This window comes from Flavobacterium sp. (assembly GCF_046293665.1).
In the GTDB taxonomy this organism is placed as follows: Bacteria; Bacteroidota; Bacteroidia; order Flavobacteriales; family Flavobacteriaceae; genus Flavobacterium.
Genome location: NZ_JBKBOL010000016.1, coordinates 1 through 9,338, shown reverse-complemented (window position 1 = coordinate 9,338; position 9,338 = coordinate 1). Strand labels below are relative to the sequence as shown.

Annotated in this window: 6 protein-coding genes and 1 tRNA gene; 5 read left to right on the top strand and 2 right to left on the bottom strand. The window is 38.3% G+C overall.

The window, feature by feature from the left end; genetic code table 11:
• Window positions 1-768 precede the first annotated feature (768 nt).
• A complete protein-coding gene (locus ACK4R1_RS14735; RefSeq protein WP_409688768.1) occupies window positions 769-1,416 on the top strand; it encodes a porin family protein in 648 nt (215 codons plus the stop codon).
• Window positions 1,417-1,501: 85 nt separating this feature from the next.
• On the opposite strand, the gene purL is transcribed toward ACK4R1_RS14735, so the two are convergent.
• Together purL and ACK4R1_RS14725 are read right to left on the bottom strand one after the other, a co-directional pair.
• A complete protein-coding gene (purL, locus tag ACK4R1_RS14730) occupies window positions 1,502-5,176 on the bottom strand; it encodes a phosphoribosylformylglycinamidine synthase (RefSeq protein ID WP_409688766.1) in 3,675 nt (1,224 codons plus the stop codon).
• A gap of 117 nt (window positions 5,177-5,293) precedes the next feature.
• On the bottom strand, window positions 5,294-6,784 hold the full coding sequence (locus ACK4R1_RS14725) for a hypothetical protein (RefSeq protein WP_409688764.1): 1,491 nt from the start codon (window positions 6,782-6,784) through the stop codon (window positions 5,294-5,296).
• 170 nt (window positions 6,785-6,954) lie between these two features.
• Here ACK4R1_RS14725 and ACK4R1_RS14720 point away from each other — a divergent pair, with 170 nt between their 5' ends.
• The 4 genes from ACK4R1_RS14720 (at window position 6,955) to ACK4R1_RS14705 (ending at window position 9,337) form a co-directional block, all read left to right on the top strand.
• A complete protein-coding gene (locus ACK4R1_RS14720; RefSeq protein ID WP_409688762.1) occupies window positions 6,955-7,380 on the top strand; it encodes a PaaI family thioesterase in 426 nt (141 codons plus the stop codon).
• Entirely contained in the window at window positions 7,377-8,438 is a 1,062-nt protein-coding gene (locus ACK4R1_RS14715) for a chorismate-binding protein (protein WP_409688759.1), read from the top strand. Before ACK4R1_RS14720 ends, ACK4R1_RS14715 begins: the two co-directional genes overlap by 4 nt.
• Window positions 8,439-8,480: 42 nt before the next feature.
• Window positions 8,481-9,197: a bacillithiol biosynthesis deacetylase BshB1 gene (gene bshB1 / locus ACK4R1_RS14710; RefSeq protein ID WP_409688756.1), complete on the top strand. Its 717-nt coding sequence runs from the start codon at window positions 8,481-8,483 to the stop codon at window positions 9,195-9,197.
• Window positions 9,198-9,261: 64 nt separating this feature from the next.
• Window positions 9,262-9,337, top strand: a tRNA-His gene (locus ACK4R1_RS14705).
• Window position 9,338: the final 1 nt, after the last annotated feature.

Genomic DNA, 9,338 nt, shown 5'->3' with positions numbered 1-9,338 from the left:
TTTTTTTTTGAAAACCCTATCCTAACGGATGGGGTTTTTTGTTTATGGTTGTTGGCGAACTGAAGTTCGCGTACCTGAAGCCCACCGGGCTTCCTCCTCTTAATATCAAATGCAGATGGTACTGCAGTAATGTGGGAGTCCCGATAGCTATCGGGAGTCGCCACCTTTTTTTTAGTGAGTCCTGACTATTTAGTCAGGACTCATTTTTTTATAGATGTGGCGTGTTCCTTCGGTCGATCCGCCGCCTTTTTTTTGAAAGTCCTCATCATTTATTTGATGGGGATTTTTTGTTTTAGATTATAGGCGAACTGAAGTTCGCGTACCTGACTGCCACTGGCAGTCCTCCTTTTAATTTCAAATCTGAAGCCCACTGGGCTTCCTCCTCTATATATCATAGGTTTTTTGTTTTACAGCGGTTTGAAACCCGCCGTTACCGGTATTCAATCCCGATGGGATTTTGTTTTACAAAGAGTTAGCCTTCGACTCCCGAAGCCTCGGGACAGGGTGGCATTGTGTAAGTATATTTTTATTACTGGTTAAAGATTCTCTATAAATAACTAGGTTCGTATTATTGCAGTTAATCGCGTGAGGGATGGGAGAGGTTACCATGTAACCCGGACAGCCCGACCCGTAGGGACACGCCATAATTATGTAAATGATAATTATAGTTCTGTAAGAAGTGCTTGAAGATTTATGACGAAATTTACAATGTTGTTAGGAAATTAATAACACCCAAATTTTTCATTATAACTTTAAATTATTAGAACTATGAAAAGAGTAATTATGGTAATCGCAATGATTACGTTATCAACCACGGGTGCTTTGGCACAAACAGAAGAGAAGACGGGAACTGATAACCGCTCAAAAATATCTCTTGGGATAAAAGGAGGTGTTAATTTATCAAATGTATATGACTCTGAAGGAGAAGATTTTGTTGCGGATTCGAAGATAGGTTTTGCGATTGGGGGTTTTGTTTCTATTCCTCTTGGAAGCTATTTCGGAATTCAGCCAGAGGTTTTGTTCTCTCAAAAAGGGTTTAAATCGACAGGGACTTTTTTAGGCAGTACTTATGAAATGACCAGAACGAGTAATTTTATTGATGTGCCGATTTTGGTTTCTTTTAAACCGGTGGAAAGCGTTTCTATTTTGTTTGGACCACAATTTTCCTACTTGACAAAACAAACCGATAATTTTAAGGGAGGAACAATTTCGGCTACACAAGAAGAAGAATTCAGCAATGCTAATCTTCGTAAAAATATTTTTGGTTTAACCGGTGGGGTGGATTTTAATGTTGACCAAATGGTTATTGGTTTGAGAGCCGGTTGGGATGTAAGTGAAAATAACGGCGACGGTACTTCAGATACACCACGTTATAAAAATATGTGGTATCAGGCTACTATTGGTTATAGGTTTTAGATAAAAACTTTTTTACCATATAAGGCATATAAGTTTCATATAAAAGTTTAAATGACTTATATGGTAAATTTACCAATCAAGAATATTATCTATTTTCAATCCATTTTCTGGCATTGACAAAAGCTTCAATCCATGGCGAAACTTCGTCTTTTTGATTGCTTGGATAATGTGCCCAGTTCCATGGGAAAGTGGAACGCTCAATGTGTGGCATCATTACTAAATGTCTACCGGTTTTGTCGCAAAGCATGGCAGTGTTATAATCGGAACCATTTGGATTGGCCGGATAACCTTCGTAAGCGTATTTGGCTACGATGTTGTATTGACTTTCTTCATAAGGCAAATGGAATTTACCTTCACCATGTGAAACCCAAACACCAAGTGTTGTTCCGGCTAACGTTTTCAGCATCACCGAATGGTTTTCTTGTACTTTGACCGAAGTGAAAATACTTTCGTGTTTGTGGGAATCATTGTGCTTCATTTTTCCGTGAATTTCGTGTTCCGGATTGATGACTTCCAATTCCATGAACAATTGACAACCGTTACAAATGCCTACAGATAAAGTGTCTTCGCGTTTTAAGAAATTCTTTAAAGCAGTATTGGCTTTTTCGTTGTATAAAAAGGCTCCGGCCCAACCTTTGGCGGAACCTAATACATCAGAATTAGAGAAACCTCCGACGGCGCCGATGAACTGAATGTCTTCTAAAGTTTCACGTCCAGAAATTAAATCGGTCATGTGAACGTCTTTGACATCAAATCCGGCCAAGTACATGGCGTTGGCCATTTCGCGCTCGGAATTGCTTCCTTTTTCGCGAATAATAGCTGCTTTCGGTCGTGGTTTTGAAGAGTCGATTGTAGGTTTTAACCCGGTGAAATGACTTGGGAATTGGTATTGTAAAGGCTGGTGACTATAGTTGTCAAAACGCTCTCTGGCCTTATTATTCTTGGATTGTTTTTGGTCGAGTAGGTAAGAAGTTTCGAACCAATCATCTCTTAGAGTTTTAATATTAAGTACTAAATCTTCGATAGTCAATGATTCTGAATGGACAACTTCTCCAATTTTGAAGAATTCAATTCCGGATAAAGCTTTTTCGAATACGGCATCGTCTTTCGCTTGAAGTACTAATCCAATATTTTCGGCGAATAAAATCTTAACCAAATCATTTTCTTCGAAGGAAGAGAAATCGATTTTTGCTCCCAAATTGTTATCGACAAAACACATTTCCAGTAAAGTCGTAATCAAACCACCGCTACCGATGTCATGTCCGGCAAGGATTTGACGTTCTTTGATTAAATCTTGGATGGTATTAAATGCTTTTTTGAAGAATGCGGCATCTTTTATCGTAGGGGTTTCGTTTCCGATTCTATTCAATACTTGAGCAAAGGAGCTTCCACCTAATTTAAAATCGTCTTGTGATAAATTGATATAATAAATTGAACCACCATTTTTCTGCAAAACAGGTTCAACCACTTTAGTAATATTCGAACAATTTCCAGCTGCTGAAATAATTACCGTTCCCGGTGCAATCACTTCGTCATTCGGGTATTTTTGTTTCATCGAAAGTGAGTCTTTTCCGGTTGGAATGTTGATGCCTAATTCGATGGCAAAGTCAGAACAAGCCTGAACCGCTTCGTATAAACGGGCATCTTCTCCTTCGTTTTTACAAGCCCACATCCAGTTGGCCGACAAGGAAACGCTTTTTAAATTTTCTTTTAGCGGCGCAAAAACAATGTTTGATAAAGCTTCCCCAATCGCATTTCTACTTCCGGCAGCAGGATTAATCAATGCTGAAATTGGAGCGTGACCAATGGAAGTTGCAATCCCTTCTTTTCCGTTAAAATCTAAAGCCATTACACCTACGTTATTCAATGGTAATTGCAATGGTCCGACACATTGTTGCTTGGCCACGCGTCCGCCCACACAGCGGTCAACTTTGTTGGTCAGCCAATCTTTACAAGCTACGGCTTCGAGCTTTAATACATCTCTTAAATAGTCTTGGATATAATCGTTACTATAGTCTAAATCAGTGTAATTTCTATCGATGGTTTTATCCGTCATAATCGTTTTTGGTGAACTTCCGAAGAAATCTTCCAGCGCATAATCCATTGGTTTGGCTCCGGTTGCTTTGCTTTCAAAAGTAAAACGATGGTCGTTGGTTACCTCACCAACTTGATACATAGGAGAACGTTCTCTGTCGGCGATTCTTTGTAAAGTATCAATATCTTTTTGGCCAATGACTAAGCCCATTCTTTCTTGAGATTCGTTGCCAATGATTTCTTTGGCAGACAATGTTGGGTCACCAATAGGTAATTTGTCTAAATCAATCAAACCGCCGGTTTCTTCTACTAATTCGGAAAGACAATTTAGATGTCCACCGGCACCGTGATCATGAATAGAAACGATAGGATTGTTATCACTTTCCACCAAACCGCGAATAGCATTGGCCGCCCGTTTTTGCATTTCAGGGTTAGAACGTTGAATCGCATTTAGTTCAATTCCGGAACCAAAAGCACCGGTATCTGCAGAAGAAACGGCAGCGCCACCCATTCCGATTCTATAGTTTTCACCACCAAGGATAACGATTTTATCTCCGGCTGTCGGTTTCTTTTTGATGGATTGGTCTAGTTTTCCGTAGCCAATTCCGCCCGCTTGCATGATGACTTTGTCGTAACCTAGCTTTCTGTTTGTATTTGGTTCTTCCTCAAATTCGGATGCTTCTTGGTGTTCGAAAGTTAAGATTGAACCTGTGATTAACGGTTGTCCGAATTTATTTCCGAAATCAGAAGCACCGTTTGATGCTTTGATTAAAATGTCCATTGGCGTTTGGTACAACCATTTTCTTTCGGTCATGCCATTTTCCCAAGTTCTATTGTCTTTCAAACGAGAATAAGCGGTCATATAAACGGCAGTTCCGGCTAAAGGTAACGAACCTTGTCCACCAGCTAATCTATCGCGAATTTCTCCACCTGAACCGGTTGCGGCTCCATTAAAAGGCTCAACGGTTGTGGGGAAATTGTGAGTCTCTGCTTTTAGTGAAATGACAGAATCAAATTCTTTAGTTTCGTAAAAATCAGGTTTGTCGGCACTTTTCGGTGCGAATTGCGTAACTCTTGGTCCTTTGACAAAAGCCACGTTATCTTTATAAGCCGAAACAATATCGTTTGGATTTTCGGCTGATGTTTTTTTGATGAGTTTGAATAAAGAAGTTTCTTTTTCTTGGCCGTCTATTACAAATGTTCCGTTGAAGATTTTGTGGCGACAGTGTTCAGAATTGGCTTGCGAAAAGGCAAAAACTTCTGAATCGGTTAATTTACGACCGATTTTTTGGGCAACACTATTCAAATAATCAACTTCTTCTATACTTAGCGCTAAACCTTCTTGTTGGTTATAAGCTGCAATATCATCAATTTCAAGAATCGGCTCCGGCAGAATGTTGATGGTAAAAATATCTTGGGTTAACTCGTTGTATTTTTGCGAAAGCATTGGGTCGAAATCATTGAAATCAGCCGAAACTTTTTCGAACTCTTCGATTCTGATGATGCCTTCGATGCCCATATTCTGGGTGATTTCAACGGCATTGGTACTCCAAGGCGTTACCATAGCGGCACGTGGGCCAACAAAAAAATCCGTCAGGACGGATTTTTCTATTTTATGTGCGTGGTCAAAAAGCCAGTTTAGTTTTGAGATAGTTTCTGCCGAAAGTTCGTTTTGCGCTTGTACGGCAAAAACAGTATTGCTTTCGTTTCCGAAGAAATGAATCATTTTGTAGTTATTTTATTCCGCTGCGCTCCATACAATTCGGCATCGCCTCGGGTGTTAGTTGTTGTGTTGCAAATTTAGATTAAAAAATGCGAAAATGAAAAAAGGTTTTTCAACAAATTAATCTTCAAAAGTAGTCCAATTATAAGCGCCGGCATCAAAAGTTATTCTTTGATTACCCAAAATATCAAATGGTACTCCAACATTATCTCCAAAATCTCTGGCTGCGGAGTCTTCACCGATGTTTAATTTGTTGCTTTGGATGTTTAAGAATCTTGGATTTTCGTTTCTTTTGATTTCCGGATTGTTAAAAATCCAACTGTAAAGCGCATCTGTACTTGAGCCGAATTTTATCAAACATTTGGTAAAAGAATAATTAAAATCTTCTGAAGTATCAGGATCTAATTTTAATTCATAGGTATTACTGCCGTAAATGATACAATTTTTAAAATCGGCTTGGGTTAAATCAAAAGCCACATTTTGATTGCTTTCATTTTTGTAATAATTATTTAACAAAACGGCAACTTGTCTTGAACTCGACCAATTATTATTGAAAGTACAATGTTTGAAATCATAACTTCCACCTAAAGTACAAGCTAAAGCGGCAACGCCTCCATAATTAACTACGATGTTTTCACCCTGTATTTTGGCCGTTTTAGCATAAATACCAACTAATGATGAATTGTATATTTCGGTATTCTTAATCGTCATAAAATTGCCGTCATTGCTGTCAATGTTTAATCCGACAACTGAATTTTTGATGACAACATGTTCAATTTCATTATTGGTACTTCCTGCGGTTAGCCAAATCGTTTCCCATTGTCCGGGTACATCTGAAAATCCGGGTTCCAATCGATCGCCTTCAAAAATGATTTTGTTTTGTAAGGTTCCAACGGCTTTAAACGAACCGCCATTACCCACAATTAAACCAGACTCCGCATGAAAATGAATTTTCGCTCCAGGTTGAACGGTCAGTGTTTTTCCATTAGGCACAGCAGCATAACCGTAGATAACATAAGGTTTGTCATTACCCCAATTGTATTCATTGCCATTAACAGGGTCGTTTTCATCAAGGAAGAAACCATAAACGGGTTCTTCAATTCCTTCTATATTAAGGGTTTCTGTAGTTCCATCGGCAAATCTTTTCGGGTATAAAAAATAGGCATCTTGTATCAGGGTTACCAATTCCACTTTTTGGAAATTGTCACCGCTGTCAAACTGAATTTGATCAGTATATAAAAAATCCGTTGGATTGGCAGAAGCAACATCGGTGGTGACTTCTATAAAAATATACAAACTGTCTTTGGCTAATAATTCGACATCGTGAAAAATGCGGTTGTTTTCGCCTACCATTCCGTCAACCGTCATGCGGTATTTTGAGGCTTGTCCTTTACCTAATTGGATGGTTGGAATTTTAATGTCTTTATCGCTTTTATTGTAGACTTTTAGTGTATAGGTACTCGAACCGATATTGGTGAAAACCGTATCCAAATAAACGGTGTCTTTAGAAAAAGTCAAATTGCCGGTACTGGCTTCAAATTGAAAGTCTTCACGACAAGAACTTACAGAGATGGCTAAACCAACAATAAAAAGGATAATGATATTGCGCATGTAAAAATGAATTTTGGTAAATGTAAGTATTAAAGTTTAATTTGAAAATAAGACCATTTGAAAATTTGAAAATTGTCTTTACTAATAACGATAAAAAGACCTTTTTAGTATTTTCATTTTATCTGCTTTTTCCTTGTGGGAAATAAGTAGTAATTTTACAAAAAAAAGCTATGTCATTTGATAAAGAAAAAGTACTCCAATTATGCAATGAATGGTGTAACAACACGTTAATGCAAACTTTAGAAATTGAATATATTGATGCAGGCGAAGGATTTTTAACCGCGAAAATGCCGGTCAATTCCAGAGTACACCAACCGATGGGATTATTACATGGTGGCGCCACAGTGGCTTTGGCCGAAAGTGTTGGAAGTGCCGCTTCACTAATGTTCATTAATACGGACAAGCAAGAAGTCCGCGGTATTGAAATTTCTGCCAATCATCTGAAAAGTAAACGTGAAGGTATGGTGTATTGTACCGCCAGAATTATTCACCAAGGCAGAAGCATTCATCTTTGGGAAATAAAAATCACGGATGAGAACGACAAACTCATTTCGCTTTGTAAATTAACCAACATGATTTTACCCAGAAGGTCATGACCGATTTATTTATAAAAGTCAAAACCCATCAAGAGCAGCAATTGCCTTTTGTGTTGTATGCGAAGCCCAATTCGGATAAAATGGTTGGTTTGTTCCAAAAGAATGACCATTTGTATTTTCTGGAAGATTTTGCAACGAAAGGGTTTGTTTTTGCACCATTTGATGGTGATTTGATGCCCTATATTCCTCAAAAAGAATGCGATGTTTATGTGGAAAAAATCGTTCAGAAGGATTATTTGATAACTAATAATATTTCGCCTGAGATTGATCAAACGGCCAAAATTGTTTTTGAAAACTTGGTAAAAAGAGGTGTGGAAGCGATAGTTAAAGGCGCTTTTGAAAAAGTGGTTTTATCCAGAAAAGAAGAAGTGCTTTTGAGGCAATTCGACTTAGAAACGGTTTTCAAACAGTTGATTGCTTTTTATCCGACAGCTTTTAAATATTGTTTTTTTCATCCAAAGATTGGAATGTGGATGGGCGCAACGCCCGAACAATTTCTAAAAATAAATCAGAAGTCATTGCAAACGGTTGCTCTGGCCGGAACACAAATCGGCACCAAAGCAGAGAATATTATTTGGCACGAAAAAGAAATCAATGAACAACGATTAGTCACGGAGTTCATAACAACAAGTTTGCAAAATAAAGTCAGTGAATTGACTGTTTCGAGTCCGTATTCCGTCAAAGCTGGCAATCTTTGGCACATTAAAACTGATATTTCGGCAACAATAAAATCTAAAAAGGCCAAAGGAGAAATCGTTACGGCTTTACATCCAACCTCGGCAGTTTGTGGTTTGCCTAAGGAATCGGCAAAAGCATTTATCCTAAAGAATGAAAGTTACGACCGCGAATATTATTCCGGATTTTTAGGCGAATTGAATATCGACTTTGCCACTTTTCGAACAGAACAATCCGATTTATTTGTGAATTTGCGTTGTATGAAAATTATTGGCGATACGGCCCAAATTTTTATGGGTTGCGGCATTACCAAAGACAGTGTTCCTGCGGATGAATTTATGGAAACGGTGAATAAATCGATGACAATGAGAAAGGTTTTATAAATTGATAATTGATAATTTTGGCAATTAATAACATAGAATGATATGAAATTAGATATACTAGCTTTCGGTGCGCATCCTGATGATGTGGAATTGGGTTGTAGTGGTACGATTGCCAAAGAAGTTGCTTTGGGGAAAACAGTCGGTATCGTCGATTTGACTCGTGGTGAACTCGGAACGCGTGGTTCGGTGGAAATTAGAAATCAGGAATCCAAATTGGCTGCGGAGATATTGGGTATTTCCGTTCGTGAAAATCTCGACATGCGCGATGGTTTTTTTGTTAATGATGAAGCGCATCAAATGGAAATTATCAAACGCATTAGAAAATACCGTCCGGAAATAGTGATTTGTAATGCTATTGATGACCGACACATTGATCATGGTAAAGGAAGTAAATTGGTTTCCGATGCTTGTTTTTTATCGGGTTTGCGAAAGATAGAAACGACTCATGAAGGTGAAGTTCAGGAAGCATGGCGACCAAAAGTGGTTTACCATTACATTCAGTGGAAAAACATCGAGCCTGATTTTGTGGTTGACATTACCGATTTTATAGCTAAAAAAGAAGCTTCAATTTTGGCTTATGGTTCCCAATTTTATTCTGAAAACTCCAAGGAACCTGTTACGCCGATTGCTACCAAAAACTTTTTGGAAAGCATACATTATCGATCTCAAGACTTCGGAAGATTGGTAGGTGTTGACTATGCCGAAGGTTTTACAGCTGAAAGGTATGTGGCTGTCAATAGCTTATCAGATTTGAAGTAAAAAAGTAATAAGAATTTTTGCAAAAGTTAACTTTTGCAGTATATTTGCACTCGCATAAACAAATGGTGATTGTAGCTCAGTTGGTTAGAGCGTCGGATTGTGGTTCCGAAGGTCGCGGGTTCGAGACCCGTCTTTCACCCA